This is a genomic window from Flavobacterium seoulense (assembly GCF_000695795.1).
Taxonomy (GTDB): domain Bacteria; phylum Bacteroidota; class Bacteroidia; order Flavobacteriales; family Flavobacteriaceae; genus Flavobacterium; species Flavobacterium seoulense.
Map to the genome: position 1 here is coordinate 264532 of NZ_JNCA01000001.1, position 19185 is coordinate 283716.

11 protein-coding genes are annotated in these 19185 nt (G+C 34.1%); 9 read left to right on the forward strand and 2 right to left on the reverse strand.

What is annotated here, in order from left to right:
- Positions 1-88: 88 nt before the first annotated feature.
- The 5 genes from FEM21_RS00970 (at position 89) to FEM21_RS00990 (ending at position 8992) form a co-directional block, all read left to right on the forward strand.
- Complete coding sequence (locus FEM21_RS00970; RefSeq protein ID WP_081824616.1) at positions 89-2731, forward strand: rhamnogalacturonan lyase family protein; 2643 nt, start codon at positions 89-91, stop codon at positions 2729-2731.
- Positions 2728-3423, forward strand: coding sequence for a hypothetical protein (locus FEM21_RS00975; RefSeq protein ID WP_035656780.1), 696 nt, complete (start codon positions 2728-2730; stop codon positions 3421-3423). The genes FEM21_RS00970 and FEM21_RS00975 overlap by 4 nt, the downstream gene beginning before the upstream one ends.
- 40 nt (positions 3424-3463) lie before the next feature.
- A complete protein-coding gene (locus FEM21_RS00980) occupies positions 3464-5932 on the forward strand; it encodes a glycoside hydrolase family 95 protein (RefSeq protein WP_035656782.1) in 2469 nt (822 codons plus the stop codon).
- 176 nt (positions 5933-6108) lie between these two features.
- Entirely contained in the window at positions 6109-7344 is a 1236-nt protein-coding gene (locus tag FEM21_RS00985; protein WP_051627436.1) for a glycoside hydrolase family 88/105 protein, read from the forward strand.
- Positions 7345-7366: 22 nt separating this feature from the next.
- Entirely contained in the window at positions 7367-8992 is a 1626-nt protein-coding gene (locus tag FEM21_RS00990) for a glycoside hydrolase family 43 protein (RefSeq protein WP_035656783.1), read from the forward strand.
- A gap of 133 nt (positions 8993-9125) precedes the next feature.
- Here FEM21_RS00990 and FEM21_RS00995 read toward each other — a convergent pair whose 3' ends face one another.
- Positions 9126-13520, reverse strand: a complete 4395-nt coding sequence (locus FEM21_RS00995; protein WP_035656784.1) for a hybrid sensor histidine kinase/response regulator transcription factor — start codon at positions 13518-13520, stop codon at positions 9126-9128.
- Between the two features lie 1939 nt (positions 13521-15459).
- On the opposite strand from FEM21_RS00995, the gene FEM21_RS01005 reads away from it, so the two are divergent.
- The 4 genes from FEM21_RS01005 to FEM21_RS01020 all read left to right on the forward strand — a co-directional run bounded on the left by FEM21_RS01005 (position 15460) and on the right by FEM21_RS01020 (position 17127).
- Positions 15460-15885, forward strand: a complete 426-nt coding sequence (locus tag FEM21_RS01005) for a DUF6943 family protein (RefSeq protein WP_035656786.1) — start codon at positions 15460-15462, stop codon at positions 15883-15885.
- A 25-nt stretch (positions 15886-15910) separates the two neighbouring features.
- Complete coding sequence (locus FEM21_RS16360) at positions 15911-16090, forward strand: hypothetical protein (RefSeq protein ID WP_081824617.1); 180 nt, start codon at positions 15911-15913, stop codon at positions 16088-16090.
- Positions 16091-16443: 353 nt separating this feature from the next.
- Positions 16444-16788 carry a hypothetical protein gene (locus tag FEM21_RS01015; protein ID WP_035656790.1) on the forward strand — a complete coding sequence of 115 codons (345 nt, stop codon included), beginning with the start codon at positions 16444-16446 and terminating at the stop codon, positions 16786-16788.
- A 72-nt stretch (positions 16789-16860) separates the two neighbouring features.
- Entirely contained in the window at positions 16861-17127 is a 267-nt protein-coding gene (locus tag FEM21_RS01020; RefSeq protein WP_035656791.1) for a hypothetical protein, read from the forward strand.
- 26 nt (positions 17128-17153) lie between these two features.
- Here the strand turns inward: FEM21_RS01020 and FEM21_RS01025 are convergent, their stop codons facing one another.
- The gene (locus tag FEM21_RS01025; protein ID WP_035656793.1) at positions 17154-19181 is read right to left on the reverse strand and encodes an RND transporter family protein; all 2028 of its coding nucleotides are present in this window, start codon (positions 19179-19181) and stop codon (positions 17154-17156) included.
- Positions 19182-19185: the final 4 nt, after the last annotated feature.

Below are 19185 nucleotides of genomic sequence, written 5' to 3' on the forward strand. Positions count from 1 at the left end.
TTATTAAATGCTATTTTAATTCCAAATTTAATTTAAACCAATAGATTATATATGTATTAGAACTTAATTACAACCAACCTTACCAACTATGAACCAAAAATTACAAACTTTTTTTTCCAAAAAAGCAGTCTTTTTAATACTGTTTTTATTTGGAATCACCACTCAGGTATGCGCTCAACGCAATGTTGAAAAACTAAACAGAGGCTTAGTCGCCACACGGCTTAGTGCCAGTCAGGTTTATGTGGGCTGGAGAATGCTGGGAACCGAATCCACAAGTGTAAGCTATAATTTATATTGTGATGGTGTAAAACTGGCTGCAAGTCCTTTTACAACTACTACCAATTATACCCATGCAACCACTACTAACGGGACTTATACAGTTAGGGCTATTATTAACGGAGTAGAACAACCGGTTTCAGAGCCTGCTACTGTATGGGCTAATCAATATTTAGACATTGCGATGCAGATTCCTCCCGCAGGCACCACTCCGGATAATGTGGCTTACACCTATAGCGTGAACGATTGCAGCGTGGGTGACGTGGACGGTGATGGGCAATATGAAATATTTGTAAAATGGGATCCATCCAACTCAAAGGATAATTCACAGCCAGGTTATACGGGGAACGTTTATATTGATTGCTACCGTTTGGACGGAACACGTTTATGGAGAATCGATTTAGGGAAAAATATACGTGCCGGTGCCCATTACACTCAGTTTATGGTCTATGATTTGGACTCTGACGGAAAAGCTGAATTGGCTTGTAGAACAGCCGATGGAACCATAGACGGAACCGGATTTGTTATTGGCGATGCAGCAGCAGATTACAGAAATCCAAATGGAAGTAAAACTTCAACAAGTACCTATGGCGGAGTGATATCAGGTCCTGAATTTTTAACCATATTTAATGGCGAAACAGGTAAAGCAATGGCTACGACCGATTATATGCCTGCACGCGGAAGTGTATCTTCCTGGGGGGATAGTTACGGAGGTCGTTCAGAACGTTTTGTTGCAGCTGTTGCTTACCTTGACGGATCCAAACCTAGTTTGATAATGGGACGTGGTTATTATACCAGATTGGTACGTGTGGCCTGGGACTGGAGAAATGGCACCCTTTCTCAACGATGGATTTTTGATAGTGCCACTTCAGGAAATGCGGCGGCGGCAGGTATGGGAAATCACCAAATGACCGTGGGTGATGTTGATGGTGACGGTAAAGACGAAATATTTAACGGTTCCAGTGGCATTGATGATGATGGAACACTATTATTTGCCAATACTCTAGGTCATGGCGATGCTTTACACATGAGCGATATGGATCCGGATCGTCCGGGAATGGAAATATGGCAGTGTCTGGAAGAACCGGCTAAGTATAAAACCAATGGTTTGGTATTTCTGGATGCTAAAACGGGAGCAACACTATGGGGCATACCCACAAATACAGATGTAGGACGTTGCAATGCCGCAGATATTGACCCACGCTATAAAGGATATGAATGTTTTGGAAGCGCCGGCGTAAAAGATGCCCAAGGTGTTACCACGACTACAAACTTTTTAATGGATTGCAAAGGAAATCTTATCAGCAATAAAAAACCGACACAGAATTTTTCTATCTGGTGGGATGGGGATTTAAATCGTGAATTATTAGATTCAAATAAAATAGACAAATGGGATTATCTTAATGGGAAAACGGTTAATATGCTCACTGCCACAGGATATTCATCAAACAATACTACTAAGGCAACCCCATGTTTAAGTGCCGATCTTTTTGGAGACTGGAGAGAAGAGGTAATCTTCCGTAAAGATGACAATACTTCCATCAGGATTTATACAAGCAATATCCCTACTACACATAAATTATATACTTTGATGCACGATTCTCAGTACAGGCTGGCTATTGCCTGGCAAAATTCGGCTTATAATCAACCACCGCATCCAAGCTATTATTTGGGTGTGGATATGGATGCAAATATTTTGGCTCCTAATATTACAATTGCAGGGAATTCCACAACAATTGCTCCAAAACTAAAAATATATGTTGAAACACCTACTTGTCCGGCTAAGGCTAATGGAAAAATAAGTATTGCTACTGATTTGAATGGTTATACTTATAATCTGACCATTACAGGAAACGGGCTTAATTTAGCATTGAATAACCAAACCATTAACACCACAACCAATTGGGAAAAATCAGACTTTGCTGCAGGAACCTATATCGTAACTGTTGCTATTCCATCCTTATCTTTCCAGGAGAGCTATGGCGTAATCGTTAAAGAAATTTCGGCTCTGACTGCTAAGAGAGAAGAATCTAACAAAACGGTGAGTTATATTGTTTCCGGTAGTAATGAGTATAATGTTACGGTTAACGGAGTGACTAATACTTACATTACCGCCAGCAGCGAAACGGCTAAAATTGAAATTGATGCCAGTTTGCTTCAATCTACAAATACTGTAGCTATTAAAACGAATAGTGATTGTCAGGGAATAGTTGAAGATACTTTTAATATGAGTCCAACAGCCTTTGTTCATCCTAATCCAACTAGCGATGTCGTAAATATTGAAGGAGTAAAGAATGGTTTGATGCAGGTTTACACTAGCGGCGGAACATTAGTATTGGAGAAAAAAGTAGAAAACACCACCAGTGTCAATCTAAAAGGATTTGCTGTGGGAATGTATCTGGTAAGAATTACTCAGGGAACCGAAGTACAAACATTTAAAGTTTATTTGAAATGATAATAATAAAAAATATTAAAATAATATGCTTCTTTATTAGTTTAGGACTTTTAGTGTCCTGTGGCGGAGGCAGCTCTGATGGAGAGCAGAAAGAGAATCTACCGGCAAAACCCAATTTATCCTTGCCTGTTAATGGGGAAAATTGTAGTACTTATGTCGTAGTTGCCAGCGATAATACCAAAGCTGAAATCAGTTTTAGCTGGGCTGGTGCAACTTATGCCACTTCTTATGTTTTGGTAGTAACTCAGGCAGGAACACAGGTGTTAAACAAAGAAATTAGCACGACTTCTTATAAAGTGATTTTGGATAAAGGAAAAACCTATTCATGGACTGTAACCGCCAAAAATAAAAAGGGGGTAAACGCTAGTGTTACAAATTCTTTTACTACACCCGGAAACCCAATTGGGAATTATGTGCCTTATGCAGCGGTGATTAATTTTAATGTAAACGCTACTTCAAGTATGGCTTCGTTGTCATGGGTAGGTAAAGATGAGGATTCTGCAGCGACGGATTTAAAATACGATATTGAAATAAAAAAAGACAATGTAGTTATTCAATCTTTGACTAATCAAACGCTTACTTCAATTACCGATTTTGCAGCAGTATTGAATGCTACTTATCAAATTAAAATCAATACCATTGATAAGCAAGGATCTTATTCAACTTCGATAGTAACTTATACTTACAAATAAATTTGAACAAAGTAATTTTCGATTATATATAAAATAAGAAATGAATAGAATTAAAATTATTGCCAGTTGTTTATTGGTGTCCATAACTGTTTTTCAGGGAAATGCCCAACAGAAATTAAAATTACAATACGATAAGCCGTCGACCAATTGGAATGAAGCTTTGCCTATTGGAAACGGACGCTTGGGTGCGATGGTTTTTGGGAATCCTCAAAAAGAAGAATTGCAATTAAATGAAGAAACAATTTGGGCTGGTGAACCTGGTAATAATGTACCTAAAAATGTGTATTCCAATATTGAAGAAATCAGAAAGATGCTTTTTACAGGGAAAAATAAAGAGGCTCAGGATTTAGCTCTTAAAACTTTTCCAAGACAGGCACCCGCCAATCTTAATTATGGAATGCCTTATCAAACTGCGGGTAGTCTTTGGATTGAATTTCCCGGTCACGAAAATTATACGGATTATAAAAGAGATTTGGATATAGAAAAAGCAGTTTCGTCTGTAAGTTATAAAGCCAATGGAATAACTTTTAAAAGAGAAGTTTTTGCTTCTTTTGCTGATGATGTTGTTATTGTAAAACTGAGTGCAAATAAGCAAAAAAGCATTAGTTTTTCGTTGTCTGCCAATAGTCCGCAGCTATTGAGTACTTCCAAAACGCAGGAAAACAAATTGATTTTTGAAGGAACATCCGGGAGTGCTGATAATAAAAGGGGTAAAATTAAGTATGTAGGTCAGGCAGGCTGTACTTTAAAGGGAGGAAGTTTAACAACAACAGCTGATAAGCTTGTTGTTAAAAATGCCGATGAGGTTGTTATCCGTATTTCGATAGCAACTAATTTTAAAAATTACAAAGAGTTGTCGATTAATCCAACTGAAAAAGCCAGTTCTATTTTAGCGAAAGCTTCTAAAAAGGCTTATGCTGAATCTTTCCAAAATCATCTTACTGCTTATCAAAAGTATTTTAACCGGGTATCATTGTATTTAGGAGATTCTCCTCAATCGGAAAAAACGACTGATGTACGAATTAAAGAATTTGCTAGTTCTTATGATCCGCAATTAGTGGCATTGTATTTTCAGTTTGGAAGGTATTTGCTGATTTCGAGTTCACAACCGGGTAATCAGCCGGCGAATCTTCAGGGAATTTGGAATCATAAATTGAGTCCGCCCTGGGATAGTAAATACACGGTCAATATCAATACCGAAATGAATTATTGGCCTGCTGAGATAACCAATTTATCTGAAATGCATCAGCCGTTATTTAGCATGTTGAAGGATTTGGCTGTAACCGGAAAAGAAAGCGCTTCCGAAATGTATCACGCCCGAGGCTGGAACATGCATCATAATACTGATTTATGGCGCATGACCGGAGTGGTAGATGGCGGTTTTTACGGACTTTGGCCAATGGGAGGTGCCTGGTTGACCCAGCATTTGTGGCAACATTACCTTTTCACTGGGGATAAGGAATTTTTAAAAGAATATTATCCTGTTCTAAAAGGAGCAGCTCAATTTTATCTGGACGTACTTCAGGAAGAACCTGAACACAAATGGTTAGTGGTTTCCCCATCAATGTCACCTGAAAACACTTATCAAATCGGGGTGGGGGTTTCGGCAGGAACTACTATGGATAACCAGTTGGTTGCCGATGTTTTCAATAATATTATCAATGCGTCTAAGGTTTTAGAAAACGATAATAAATCTTTTGCCGATTCGGTTGCGGTTGCTTTAAAAAGATTGCCGCCAATGCAAATAGGACAATATTCGCAATTACAGGAATGGCTTCACGATTGGGACAAGCCAAATGATAAGCACCGTCATATTTCGCATTTGTATGGTTTGTTTCCATCAGGACAAATATCGCCGTTTAGAACTCCCCAATTGGTAGAAGCTGCAAAGAATACTTTAGTTTCCAGAGGAGATGTTTCAACAGGATGGTCTATGGGCTGGAAGGTGAATTGGTGGGCTCGTTTATTAGACGGAAACAGGGCTTATAAATTAATTAAAGATCAGTTGAGTCCGGCTCCATTGGCAGAGAAGGGAGAATCGGGAGGGACTTATCCTAATCTTTTTGATGCACATCCTCCGTTTCAAATTGATGGTAATTTTGGATGTACCGCCGGAATTACCGAGATGCTATTGCAAAGTTATGACGGAGTAGTAAGTTTGTTACCGGCATTGCCTGAGGAATGGAAAAATGGAATTGTAAAAGGTTTAAGGGCACAGGGAGGTTTTGAAATTGAAAGTATGGAATGGAAGAAAGGCAAAATTACTTCGATTACCATAAAATCAAATTTGGGTGGAAATCTTCGTTTAAGAAGTTATTCTAAATTAAAAGGAAAAGAGTTGAATTTGGCCAAAGGAGAAAACAGCAATCCTTTTTTCGAAAAACCATCTGTTAAAGATCCAATTATTTCAACAAAAGCTCATTTTTCAGGTTTGAAAATTCCGGATGTATTTGAATATGATATAGCAACTTTAAAAGGAGGTAGCTATACTTTTTCTGCTGAAGAATAGTTTATTGTTGAGATTATTGTAGTTTTTATTGGTTTGTTTTAAAAAACAGTCTGAAAGGGGGCATTTTTGTAAAATGCCCCCTTTCATTTGATGTTTTGACCCTTCTGTCTTGTTTTTTTAAACTTAGTTTTGTTAGATAGGTTATTTGAATAAACCACCATATTTAAAATTAGTATATGTTTCAATTTAAAAAATTAAAAATCAGTAAGTATTTTTTTGGGGCAATAAGTACCGTTGTTTTAACAGGATTTCCAATAGAAATACAAGCTCAAAATCAGAAGAATTCATTTGCAGTACAATTAGCCGAATCGGTTATTAAGAACAATCCTAATGCCTGGATGACTGATTTCAATGATAAACCACTTTGGGGATATGTACAGGGATTAGTTTGCCAGTCATTGCAGGAAGTTTCAAAGCAAACAGGTAACCCGAAGTATTTTGATTATGTAAAAAATACCTATACTGATTTGTTGATAGATGATCAGGGAAATGTGAACGGGTATAAAATGGAGTCTTTTAAATTAGATGATGTCAATTCGGCCAAACTTTTATTTTCATTGTATGAAAAAACCAAGAATGAAAGATACTCTGCAGCGATTGAAAAATTCCATGAGCAATTAAAGAAACATCCAAGAATTTCCGAAGGAGGATACTGGCACAAAAAAGTCTATCCTAATCAAATGTGGTTAGATGGCTTGTATATGGGCTTGCCTTTTTATGCGCAATATGCCACTATTTATAAAGATCCCGAAGCTTTTGATGATATAAGCAATCAGTTGTTGTTGGCACAAAAACATATTAAAGATTCTAAAACAGGCTTGTATTACCACGGCTGGGATGCCAGTAAAACGGTGTATTGGGCAGATCCAAAAACGGGATTGTCTAAAAACTTTTGGGGCAGAGGAGTGGGCTGGTTGTATATGGCTTTAGTTGATGTTCTGGAATTTTTGCCTGAAAATCATAAAAACAGAGAGCAACTTGTTACTATGTATCAGGAATTAACTGATGCTATAGTAAAGGTACAGGATAAGAATTCGGGAGTATGGTATCAGGTACTTGATTTCCCAAATAGGGAAGGAAATTATTTGGAGTCAACAGCCTCTTCTATGTTTGTTTATGGTTTGAGTAAGGGGATTCAATTAGGGGTTTTGGATACTTCTTATTTGAAACCATTAAAGAAAGGATACAAAGGAATTTTAAAAAGCTTTATCAAAATTTCTGATGATGGATTAGTCGAAATAACTTCCTGTTGTGCAGGTGCAGGATTAGGACCTGCTAATAATCCTGTTCGTGACGGTAGTTACGAGTATTATATCAAAGAAGGAAAAAGGTCTAATGATGGGAAAGCCATTGGTCCACTGATTATGACAAGCTTACTAATCGAAAAGAATCCGCAATGGAATATTCTATAATTTAAAAATATTAAAAGAGATAATGAAAAGAAAAAGCATACAATTAGCTTGTTTAGTCTTTAGTACTATTGCTTTGGCACAAATGAAAACAGATGAGGTTTCTAAGGTTTGGGTTTCCGATTTAGAAAATGGTAAATATAAAAATCCGGTACTCTATGCCGATTATTCCGACCCGGATGTTTGCAGGGTGGGGAAGGATTATTATATGACGGCTTCCTCTTTCAATTGTATTCCGGGTTTACCTATTTTGCATTCCAATGATTTGGTGAACTGGAAATTAGTGAATTATGCTTTGCCTAAACAACCTCCTTTTGAGGTTTATAATACTATCCAACACGGTAATGGCGTTTGGGCTCCATGTATCCGTTATCACAAAGGAGAGTATTATATTTTTTATCCGGATCCTGATTTTGGAATTTATATGACCAAAACTAAAGATCCTAAAGGGCAATGGTCTGAGCCTGTTTTAATCAAAGCAGCTAAAGGTATTATTGATCCTGCTCCATTTTGGGATGAGGACGGAAAAGCCTATTTGGGGTATGCGCTAGCAGGTAGTCGTGCAGGAACTAAAAGTGTTTTGATGTTATGCTCGATGAACGAAGAGGTCACTGTAGCCAATGAGGATGATGTTATTATGTTTGACGGTCACGAAAAACATACAACAGTAGAAGGACCTAAATTTTATAAACGTAACGGCTATTATTATGTGTTTGCTCCTGCAGGAGGCGTAGCTACCGGTTGGCAATTGATTTTGCGTTCCAAAAATATTTTTGGACCTTATGAAGAAAAAGTGGTTTTGGAACAGGGAAAAACCGCTATTAATGGGCCTCATCAGGGAGCCTGGGTAGATACGGTAGCAGGAGAAGACTGGTTTTTACATTTTCAGGATCAGGGCGCTTATGGCCGTGTGGTACATTTAAACCCGATGTCCTGGAAAGACAATTGGCCGGTTATGGGAGTTGATAATGATAAAAATGGTATTGGGGAACCGGTTACTGAATATAAAAAACCGAATGTGGGTACTACTTATTCTGTTGTAACACCTCCTGAATCAGATGAATTTAACGAGCCTGTTCAAGGGTTACAATGGCAATGGCATGCCAATAAACAATTGGTTTGGGGTTATCCTTCAGCTAATATGGGTTATTACAGATTGAACTGTATTTCTAAACCGGCGGATTTTAAAAGTTTGTGGCAAGTGCCTAACATTTTAGCTCAAAAATTCCCGGCGGAAGAGTTTGCAGCAACGACCAAATTTACTTTTACTCCTAACTTTGATAATGAAGAATTTAGGTTAGTTGTTATGGGAAGAAGTTATAGTTCCATAGCTGTTAAACAAGTTAAAGGACAGTTGAAATTATTGCAATTAACGGGAAGTAAAGCCGATAAAGGAAATGCCGAAACCAGTACTGAATTAGCCGATTTGAAAACTGCAGCTCTTTATTTCAGACTTAAAGTTGAAAAAGGAGGCAAATGCCAATTTTATTACAGTCTTGATGATAAAAATTATCAAAAGGCAGGTGTAGCTTTTACAGCTTCTGAGGGAACCTGGATAGGTGCCAAAATGGGATTTGTGGCTTTAAGAGAAGGAGTTATCAATAATGCAGGCTATGTTAATGTGGATTGGTTTAGAGTAACTGAGAATTAGAATTTTGGAATTGAATTAGTGTTAGTTTTTTAGTCTTAAATTGTTGAAGTGGTTGTGTGGTTAATTTAAGCAGGTTTGAAAAAAAAGAAGTCGTTTTGACTTCTTTTTTTGTTTATATGAATCCTAAATGTTTTTATTCTTTATGCTTTTGACGGTATTCTGTCGGGGTTAGGTTGTATTTATTTTTAAAGGATTTAGTAAAGTATTTCATGTCTGAAAACCCGGTCATATAAGCGATTTCTTTTATTAATAATTGACTGTTTGCTAATAATTGGGCAGCGCGTTTAATTCGGACATCACGGATAAATTCAACAGGGGAAAATCCGGTAAGACTCTTTATTTTATAATAAAAAGTAGTACGGTTTAACCCAATAATTGATCCCAGATCTTCAACTGAAAATTCATTGTTATCCATATTTTCCTCAATACTCAGCATGATTTTTTGCATGATTTCTTCGTCCTGATCCGTAATCAAATACGGTTTCGGATTGTACTCTTTTACATTAGGCTCTTTAGTGTCTTCTTTTTCATAAGATTCAAAAATTCCCTGTAACCTTTTTCGTTGTTCTAATAAGTTAGTGATTCGGGCTTTCAGGTAGGCCACGCTAAAAGGTTTGGTGATATAATCATCGGCTCCATACGAAAGTCCTTCGAGTTTGCTTTCTATAGTGGTTTTGGCGGTTAATAATATTACAGGGACATGAGAGGTTTCGATGTTGTTTCTTATTTTTTTCAACAGTTCGACTCCATCGAGTTTAGGCATCATAATATCACTAATGATAAAATCAGGGGTGTTTTCCAGTATTTTTTGATAACCTATTTCTCCGTCTTCGGCTTCGATTACTTCATAGTCATCATCGAGGACATTTTTGAGAAATGTTCTTAGATTTAAATCGTCTTCAACTACTAATACTTTTGTCTTTTCCTGAGCGCTATTTAAGTTGTTTTCAATTTTATCATTTGCTGTTGTATTGCTGTTGTTTTCGGTAATTTCTAATGTTTCGTCGTAGATAATTTCTACATCCTCGTTAAAATGACTGTTTCCTGTTTTGAAATAAATAGAAAAAGTACTTCCTATATTCGTTTTACTTATAAAGTTAACTTCGCCATGATGTTTTTCGACAAGTTCTTTTACCATCGAGAGTCCAATTCCTGTACTTGGATTATTGTTGTTTTTATTGAAAGAGGCAAAACGATTAAAAATGCTGTGATGATGGTCTTCGGCAATTCCAATTCCTTCGTCAATGACCTGTAAAATAATCTGTTTGCTGTTTTTAGTGATGCGAACTATAACCGATTTTCCATCAGGGGTGTATTTAAAAGCATTGGATAATAAATTCAGAATGATTTTTTCTAAAGCATTTTTATCAGCCCATAATTTGATATCTTCTCCTTCAACTTCAAATTCGTATTTGATATTCCTGTCCTGGGCTGTCTCGAGGAAATTATTGAATAAATCATTTGTAAAAGCAGTCAGATTCAGTTCGCTTACCTGCATTTTTTGATCCTGGATTTTTCTGAAATCTAAAATTTGATTAACCAGTCTTTGCAGGCGGCTGGTACTTTGGGAAACATAAGAAAGCTGATTTTTTATAACCTCAGGTGTTCTGTTGTCATTTATCAGGTATTCAATAGGTCCTGTTATTAAGGTTAGCGGGGTACGTAACTCATGTGATATATCGATGAAAAACTTTTGTTTCATATTAAAAATGTCCTTTTCTAATTGGGCATTGGTTTTTAATCTGTAAAAAGTAATTACGATATAATTAATCAGCATTATACAGCCTATTATTAGAACTGTATAAATAATATAAGACAGGGTTGAGTTCCAGATTGAAGGCGCTACGGTTATGGTTAAAGCTCGTTCGTTATTAACCCAATTCCCTTGACTATTAGTCGATTTTACTTTAAAAGTATAGGTTCCCTTAGGGACATTGGTATAAAAAGCGGTTCTTTGATTGTTGACATAATTCCAGTTTTCATCAAAGCCTTCTAATTTATAGGCATATTTAATATTCTTTGGGGTTATATAGTCCAGGGCAGCAAATTCTATGTTGAAGAAGTTTTGATTGTGATTTAGTTCAATTGAAGGATTATTATCTATAGGATAAGAAAGATGAAAAGCATCATTATTGCTGTTTTGATTATAAACCTGAAAATCTGTAAAAGCTAAATAAGGAACAGAATTATTAGACTTGATTTGGTTCGGAAAAAAATGCAAAAGCCCTTCGGAATATCCAAAAAATAATTCGCCACTATCTAGTTTTATTCTGGTGGCTTCGGTAAAATTTTTATATGATATTAAAGGTTTCACTTCTGAATATACTTCGAATAATTCGGCTTTCGGATTAAATCGGGTCAGTAAATAATCAGTAGTAATCCAGATATTCTGGTCATTGTCTTCTAAAATGGAAAGTATATTGTTAGAAGCTAAGCCTTCTTTTTGAGTATAATTTTTGAATTCTAAGGGAAATCCATTTTTATTTTTTGTAAGTATTTTACTAATACCCCCATCAGCAGTAGCTATAAAAATACCACCTTTTTTGGTCATGCAAAAATCAATAATATCATTGCTTTGTAAACAATTGGAATTTTGTTTGGTTCTCTCATAAACTTGGGCATTTTTTACCGCATTTGTAATAGTTTTTTTTCCGTCAAAAACTAATAATCCAGTTGTGGAACCGATGTACAATAATCCGTTTTTGTCTTGTTTAATACATCTGACATGCGGAAGTTTTGCAATTGCTGTATTTTTCCAGCTGTTATTTTGATTGACAAATAATAGGTTCGAGTCCCTATTTGTCATCAAATTTAGACCGTTCAGGGTTCCTACCCAGATGTTTTTGGATTGATCCTCAAAAATGGAATAAATATTATCATCACTAAGACTGTAAGGTTTTGTTACGTCATTTTTATAATGAGTTACGTTGTAACTGTAACTATTGTTTTGAGCAACAAATTTATAAAGTCCGGCACCTCTGGTGCCAATCCATATATTTGATTTAGCATCTTCTATTATACTATAAACAGGTTTAGACCATACAGCATTGTTTTCTAGCTGTCCATTTGGAGATAAATGGCCTATTTTTTTTAGATTTTTGTCCAATAAAATAAGTTGGTTTTGTTTGTTAGCGACCCAAATGTTTTTTTGTTTATCCTGAAAAATGGCACGAACATCTTTTAGTTCTTGATTTAAATTCAGATTGTTAATTTGTAAGGATTTAAAATTATTTTGACTAAAAACTACTTTAATAATTCCTGATGTTCGGGTATTGTACCATAAGTTGCCTTGTTTGTCAAAGTAGGCGGTATGGAATTTATTGCTAATGTTTCCTATTGGAAAATAGTTAGTCGTAGTAAAAGGGATCAAGCGGTTAGTTGCCGGGTCATATTTTGAGAAACTTCCATTATTGGGTTGTACCCAAATACCACCTTTTGGATCAGTTAGGACTATTGGTTTTGGTGAAAATTGTGCTGATGTTATTTCGGTATTAGCTACAGGATAATAACTTAGTTTTTTAGTCTTAATGTTAATGGAATAAATTCCGGAATCATCGTTACTGATAAACCAAAGTAAATCCTGAGTAAGTTTTATGATGTTGATTTTTAATCCCGTTAGATTAGGAGGGCTGTATTTTGAAACTTGCCCGGTAAAAATGTTGATGAGACAAAAAGTGTTTTTATCGGTTATGGCAACTATGTTACTTGAGTCTATTTTTTTTATGATGATGATATTACCATCAATTTCTAGATTTTGAGTTCTGTAATTTTGAGTTCCTTTGGTATATTTAACTAATGTGCTGTTAGAACCTCCAAACCAAATTTCATCTTTTAATTCGATGGCACTGTAAAAAGAGTTTGTTTTTTTGTTTTCGTCTAATAAGTAATATGACTTTGAATTAATTTTATTAATAGGAATACAGTTAATTCCGCGATCAGTCAATAGCCAAGAATTTTTCTGATTATCTTCAAATACATTGTTTACAATATTAGTATTCAAACTATGATTTTGTGTATTGTAAATTTTATTGGAGTAAGATCGGTTCGTGATTACAATACAGCCTTCTTTTTTTGAAGTCAGCCATACTAATCCTGATTTTTGAGGTATAATTTGGTTAATATCAAAATTGGTTTTAGAAAGATTAGGAATTAGTTCAGTTCCCCAAAATGACTCTGTTGATGGATCAAAACAATAGGTTTTATTTTTATTTGCAAGAGCTTTCATCCATATTCTTCCATAAGTATCTTCAACGATCCAGTCAATCCGGTTGTTTTTCATTAAAACTTTGTCGGTGTTTTCGGTTTTGTAGTTTTGAAAACTATAACCGTTGTATTTGCTTAATCCATTGGTGGTTGCAAACCACATAAATCCTTTCTTGTCCTGAATGATATGATTGACAATGTTATGTGGTAATCCGTCTTCAACTAAGTAATGTTCGAAGGTGTAATTGTTTTCTTGGCTAAAGATTAGCAATGAAAATAATAATCCTATAATGTTATAATAGCTTTTTTTAGAAAAAAATATCATGCAGATGTGATGCTGGTTTGGTGTTGGCTAATTTATGAAAATACTATAATATCATTAGTATCTATTGATGATTTTACATAAATAATGGTGTTTTTTTAATTCCAAAATCTCTACAAAATGTAAAATCATTGATAGTTATCAATCGCCCTAAATCTTTTTACCTCAGTTGATAATATGTTTTCTAAGAAACCTCAGCTGTTTTGTGAATCCTAATGTGCTTTTTCATCTCATTCCTTTATAGTCATTTATCTATTTTGGATGTACTAATTTAGCTTATAGTGTGAGTATAATAAAGAATCATGATTGTTTTGGGCGCTCCCTTCGGGCGGGCTGTCCGCTGTATCTTTCCAGCCGTTGGGGTATTGTGCAATAGTAATATTTCCTTCTTGCAACGACTCAAGATTTACCACTAAAACATACTTACCGGCTGTAAAGGATGCTGCTTCCATCCCTAGCGCAAACAATTTCCATTGGAACATTACTACTTCTGATTACACGCTAACAATTGGTGTCTCAAATCAAGTACTTAACTTCTTTGATTTTATAGAATATTTTTTCGTCCTGTGGTACAATGAATATTTTGGTTTCCAATTGCCACTCCTTTGCCAACGCTCAAAAAAAATTACTGGCACAGTTTTTAGAAAAAACTCGTACGCTTCGCAACTTGCGCCAGTAATTTTTTTCCCCAAAGCTTCTTTACATAATGTGGCATTATAGTGCATGAAGAACTATCCTGCTCTTAATGAAGTTTAAGGATGCACTATAATAACATTATGTAAAAAAGCCGCCACACCCAACGCGCTTGCCAGTGGCTCCAGGACAACATTTTTGTAGCTCCCATCGCATCACCCAGCTACAAAAAATACCGTCCTTCGCCACTGTCTTTAACAACGTTTGTTATTTTATTTGAAACTTTAGTGCTATTATTTCTTTTTAAGAATGTTTTCGTTAATTGTCTTTATCAGCTTTGCAGTTAACTAGGAAGTAGTTGCATTGCTTTTGTAAGTGCTTTATCAATTTCAAATCAACATTTTGTCTGAATACAGAAGTCTGTATACTGATTATTAGTTAAGCACCCACAAAACCAAAATCCCCGGCAAGAGTATTATTTTTTTATTTGTCAAAACATCAAAACACATTGCTTCTGCGATAGCTGATGCCTTCGTATTACTATACCAAATACTTCTGAACACTAATCCCGATAACTATTGGGACTGTAAACTGAACACTATTCTTGGCACCAGCTATCCCAAAAACAATCAGTACATCCAGTTACAACAAATAAAAAATAATACCCTTGCCTGCGCTGCTGCCCCATCGCACTAGGTAAATTTTGGCATTGTTTTTTGAAGATGCTTCCTTTTTCATAACACAATATACTGTTGACTGAAAACTGCAACTGCCGGCTGACCATAAAGCATCCTCAAAAATCAAATAATAAGAAAGAGTATCAAATTTTTAGCCGAATAAAAAGGGTTTTGTCGTTTGAATTTGGATTTTTATCCGTCTAAAATTAGATACACTTTCAAGAACTATCCTGCTAAAATCGACGCTCGTTACTCCAAAATTTCATCTAAACAAGCAAGGATTTTGATTAGATATTTCAAAATAAAAAATAAAAAAAAGAGAGCAAAGTTAAGTTCCAGGTATTCAAAAAAGCAAGTTCAGGCCCTACGGGTTTCATAAAAAATCTCCACCCCTTATTTTTCAGGTTCACTATTTTGCTGAACACTAAAAACTGTTTACTGAATACTTCTATTTAGGGTAGTATTTTTTCTGAAAAACCTGCTTTTTTGAAACCTTACACTTGAAGAACGGCTTTCTTTTTTTTCTTTTTTTCTTTTGAAATGATTTATGTGTACAGAGCGTAGCGAGGCACTCAGGCATTCATCAGAAACAGCAAGGAAATGAGAAAAAACTAATCTTTAAATCCGAAGCTATGCCTAATTTCATTATCAAAACACACCAAAAAGACACGCGCTACAGTAAACCTCACTTATTCATTCTCAACAAAGGGATGAATAGCGGTAAGCCACAAAAAGAGCCATTTACAAACAGTTTTGTAATCATTTTTCAAAATGAGGAAGATCGTGAGAATATTTATTTTGTGGCCTACAGCTTATGGAAAACCAGATTTTGGCATCCATTTTTAGTAGGTTCGGTTATTCCGTTTTTACGCCTTCAAAATTTTTCAAAAGAATTCAATCTAAAAGCGAGTTTGATGATGCAGGAACACGAAGAACATCTAAAACAAGTAGCAGCCTTAAAACTTTTGGAACAAAAAGAAAAGCAATTTCATCAGAACATCAATCTTATTAACGATATGCGTAGGGTTATTTTATACCGCTATTGCAAGAAAAACTGATTCATTAATTTTTAAAATTACTCCCATGAGCATTTTTTTATTATTCCAAACAGATAATTGGAAATCAAGAGCATCGAGAGTTTTTTTTGGCGCTTTTGACAGCAGAAACAAAGCAATTGACTTTGCAAAATATAACGAATTGTACTCCCACAATTCCGAAGTGGTAGTCGTTGAGGTAGTACTCAATCAATTTGGGGAAATCTAAAAAAAAACACTGAAGCCTAGTGATACGACTAGGTTTCAGTGTTTTTCATTGAGAATATGTAAAAAGCCTTTATTGATTATTTACACACTCCACAAGAACCACCTTGTTTGGCACAATGCTTACAATATTTACAGTTCTTGCATGCTGAACAGTTTTTAGAGCCTGAACATCCTCTGCCTGAATAAGCATAAGCAACACTAGATAATGTAACTGCAATCACACCAATAAGTAATAGTTTTTTCATAATTATTAAGTTATAATCGTAAATGTAGGAAAAATTATTTCTTTTTATCTGTTTTTATTAATAAAAAGTGTACAATTGTAATTGATAAGATAGAATTAAAAATAATTAAATGAAGCAATCATCATTTTTAAAGCTTGTACAAGAGAGACTTCCTGAAGATGTAATTGTTCGAGATGAAACTCAATTCAAATTCTCAGAAGATGAATGTGTAGTAATGCTTTCCTGGATTCAATATTTCGTTGACCATTATACAGTCTATAAAAAAGAAAAGTTACCATCAATTATAAATCCATACATTTCAGTTAGATTAAAGCTAAATTTTAGCTTATATAGAATCCCGTGTGATCAGGATATTGATAGAGGAAAATATGTCATATACATTGTAAAAGCTAAACAACATATTAATGAAAAAATATACTCTAAAATTGATTTAAGTAAGCTGAAAATTAAGTGATTTTGTGTGTCCTTTTTTATTTTAAGTTGTGTTTAGAACTTGCAGTCATTATTAATTTAAAAACAGTATAGTATGACTTGTTCAGATGTAAAACAAAAAATTGATTCGATTACTTACACTCAAAATAGGTATTTCCATAGTGGTGCTTTAAACATTTGTGAAGCTATTTTAAGTTCAAAGAATTTTTCTAAGAAAGTCCAAACAGATATTAGAAATATTTATTTAGAACTTAAGACATTAAGTGAGCCTTGGGGCTATTGGGAAAAAAGAAACTCCCCAGATTCTTATATGTTTAATCGTATAGTTGACTGTTTGGATTCAATTTATGAATTGATGTGAATGAAACAAAAAAGCCAGTAATTTTTTTACTGGCTTTTTTCTATGTTTTTCTTAAATATGATAGAATCAATCTTTTTTGTTGCTATTGAATCAATACTTTTATCAAGTTCTTTTTTAATCATCACTTCATTTGATTCTTCTCTAAGTAATTTATAGTATACAATTCCGGCCAATATTGCTAAAACAAAAATGTAAAAAATATAAGCCTTTGAATTTTTTACAAAACCTCTTGTAGTAAAAAATATCAACATTACAAAGATACTTAGTGAACAAGCAAGACCAATCATAAATAAAATAGATTCTGTAACATTTTCTATAAACTTATAGGCTGGTATCGAGGATAATACAAATGTAATGATAGCTGTAAAAATTGAAATTATTTCAATTGATTTATAATCTTGTTTTTGAATTTCATTTTTTAACTCTTTAATTTCTTCTAAATCCTTACGTATTTTTCTTGTAGTATCAATTTGAAAAAAAAGACTTTTGAATTTTTGCCTAATCTCAGAGTAATCCGTTTCAATTTGGTAATTCACTGTCGGTAATATAAAAGAAGAAGGTATAAAAATGAATGGTAATTCATCTATATCCAATTCAGGTATTTCAACTTTACTTTCTACAAAAGGCAGTAAAAAAATATAATTGTTATTACTCTTTGACCATTCTTTATTGGCATAATACTCGTCCAGTTTATTTTGACATTCAGAAGATATTAATTCTCCGTATTCATCCAAAAACTTAATATTGTCGACTTCAGGACTTTTCTTTTTTAAAATTTCAAGTAAAGCGCCAAGATACTTTTTATCCAAAAAGAAATTATTTACCGTTCCTTGAACTTTTCCTTTGGCTTTTTTATATTGATCCTTTATTTGATAAATATTTTCATTCTTTTCTAAGAATGAAGAAAAAGTATTGTTTACAGCATAATTTTTAATAATACTCAGAGCGTATTTATCGTAGAAATTTGCATCGGGAGTATTTTGGCTTAACAAGAATTTATTAATCTCTGTTAGCTTTACATAATCTTTTTCAACATCTTTATTAAACTTTATTAGCTGATGAATTTGAAGGAAGTTGAGTTTGTCTAAATCAGTATTTTTAAAGTTTTTTACGCTTTGTTTAATTTTTTGTTTCCAATTTTGCTGATAAAGTTCGTAATGAGAATTAATTAACTCAACCCAATCTTGAATCGTTTTATTAGTAGGGCTATAATCCTCAATATCATTGGCGTCGCCATCAATGTTAATATGAATATTCAGCTTGTCTTGTTGTTTTCTTGCAATCCACTTATATTTTAAAAAATCACATTTAAATTTTACAACTTTAGTGATGTTGTCAAATTCGAAGAGATTTAAATCTTCAATATATTTTTGAATTTTATAAAGAGCTTCAAAATGGCCGTTTTCACTTGAAAAGAAATGGTCGTAAATAGATAAATCAAGATTGGTAGAAAAATAATTCACTAAACTTTCTGAAGATTCGGTTAGATTCGCCTTTTTATATTCCTGTCGTACCTGCTCGTTGAACGAAAAAACATATTCAACTCTTTCGTTCGAATATTCATTTTCAATGTTCTTTATAAAAGTTTTATAAACAGCACAACCTATTTTAAATGCTGAAATAAATTCTAAAAATTTTCCTTGTAATTCAGGATGTAAAAAGGGTACGTTGTTTAAAAAAGATTCAATTTCATCAATTTCTTTTTTTAAATCCTGATTATAAATATACTCTCCTGCTAGTAAAGAATAGTTTAAAATTTCGTAAACCTTAGTTAGTGCAGCGCTAGCTTCTTGAAAATATATGTCCTTTTGAAGTACTAATTCTTCCCTAGTAGTGGTTAATAATTCATTCTCATTATCTATCTCTTGAACTTCATCTTCTTTTTGTGATTCTTCACTTTCAGTTGATTCAACAGCAAAGTCAGACATCCAAGAGTTGCCTAAATCAGAATCACTTGAATTTCCATAAATTTCATTAAAAACACTGTTGATTGTATTTGACTTTTCTTTAAAAAGTTCAATAAAAGATTTTGTTTTAACAATGTATTTCTCCATCAAT

Coding starts and splice junctions, on each gene's coding strand:
- FEM21_RS01005 (WP_035656786.1), top strand. CDS start 15,460: ATGCCTAATTTCATTATCAAAACACACCAAAAAGACACGCGCTACAGT.
- FEM21_RS00970 (WP_081824616.1), top strand. CDS start 89: ATGAACCAAAAATTACAAACTTTTTTTTCCAAAAAAGCAGTCTTTTTA.
- FEM21_RS00975 (WP_035656780.1), top strand. CDS start 2,728: ATGATAATAATAAAAAATATTAAAATAATATGCTTCTTTATTAGTTTA.
- FEM21_RS00985 (WP_051627436.1), top strand. CDS start 6,109: ATGTTTCAATTTAAAAAATTAAAAATCAGTAAGTATTTTTTTGGGGCA.
- FEM21_RS01015 (WP_035656790.1), top strand. CDS start 16,444: ATGAAGCAATCATCATTTTTAAAGCTTGTACAAGAGAGACTTCCTGAA.
- FEM21_RS00995 (WP_035656784.1), bottom strand. CDS start 13,520: ATGATATTTTTTTCTAAAAAAAGCTATTATAACATTATAGGATTATTA.
- FEM21_RS00990 (WP_035656783.1), top strand. CDS start 7,367: ATGAAAAGAAAAAGCATACAATTAGCTTGTTTAGTCTTTAGTACTATT.
- FEM21_RS00980 (WP_035656782.1), top strand. CDS start 3,464: ATGAATAGAATTAAAATTATTGCCAGTTGTTTATTGGTGTCCATAACT.
- FEM21_RS01025 (WP_035656793.1), bottom strand. CDS start 19,181: ATGGAGAAATACATTGTTAAAACAAAATCTTTTATTGAACTTTTTAAA.
- FEM21_RS01020 (WP_035656791.1), top strand. CDS start 16,861: ATGACTTGTTCAGATGTAAAACAAAAAATTGATTCGATTACTTACACT.
- FEM21_RS16360 (WP_081824617.1), top strand. CDS start 15,911: ATGAGCATTTTTTTATTATTCCAAACAGATAATTGGAAATCAAGAGCA.